The sequence below is a fragment of the Polaromonas sp. P3_C2 genome (assembly GCF_056402675.1).
Genome location: NZ_JBFUGX010001149.1, coordinates 1 through 737 on the forward strand (window position 1 = coordinate 1; position 737 = coordinate 737).

Annotated in this window: 2 protein-coding genes; one reads left to right on the plus strand and one right to left on the minus strand. The window is 55.4% G+C overall.

Annotated features, from left to right (window positions below; genetic code table 11):
- Positions 1-245: hypothetical protein (locus AC1DWI_RS25245; protein ID WP_477726195.1), on the minus strand; the 245-nt coding region annotated here is incomplete at its 3' end.
- Positions 246-256: 11 nt separating this feature from the next.
- Between AC1DWI_RS25245 and AC1DWI_RS25250 the strand changes: the two genes are divergently transcribed.
- The gene (locus AC1DWI_RS25250; protein ID WP_477669312.1) at positions 257-619 is read left to right on the plus strand and encodes an energy transducer TonB; all 363 of its coding nucleotides are present in this window, start codon (positions 257-259) and stop codon (positions 617-619) included.
- Positions 620-737 lie beyond the last annotated feature (118 nt).

Below are 737 nucleotides of genomic sequence, written 5' to 3' on the forward strand. Positions count from 1 at the left end.
CGTTCCTGATCGATCTCATCATCCAGATCCGAAAGAGACGGCCTTTCGCCTATTTGACTGACGCTTTCATCTTGCTGATGCTGCTCATGCCGTTTGGCTGGTTTGCGTGCAGTTGGTTTGGGTTGCACAACAGTCTTGCTTGCAGGATTCCCATGGTATTTTTCAGCCAGGTTCCAAGCTGGCTTGATCTGTGAGGCTTTTTGGCTGCCTGGAAGGCGTTTGAGTTTTGTCCAGTTGCAATCCATACCCGGTACCAATGAAATACCTGCTTCGCGTTTTCTGCATCTTCTTCCTTTTCCCTCTGTCGATGGCGCTGACAGCTTGTGTCACCGGCCCGGATGAAATTGTGCGGCCCGCCAGCCAGGCCGATTCGCCAAGGCTTGCGTATCCAGCGCGTGCCAGGCGCCTTGACGAGCAGGGCGTTGTCAGGTTGCGAGTGGAAGTTTTGGCGAACGGCAACGCCGGCGAGGTGCGGCTCCGTCAAAGCTCGGGTTCTGCCACGCTGGATGCGGCCGCAATCGAAGGCGTGAAAAAGTTCAAGTTCAACCCGGCCAGAACAAAGTCGGGCCGTGCCGTGGATTCCTGGGTGGAGCTTCCGATCAAATACGCTCTTGAGTAGCTGGCCGGGTTGGCGTGTGATTTTCCCGCTAAAGATACTCAACTTCCGTGGTGCCCCTGTCGCGCGGATGCTTCAAGTCATGCCTGTGGAAAAAAAACGTAACCGGTACACGCAAAGC

Excerpts from the sequence above, each read along its gene's own strand:
- AC1DWI_RS25250 (WP_477669312.1), top strand. The coding sequence starts at position 257 with ATGAAATACCTGCTTCGCGTTTTCTGCATCTTCTTCCTTTTCCCTCTG.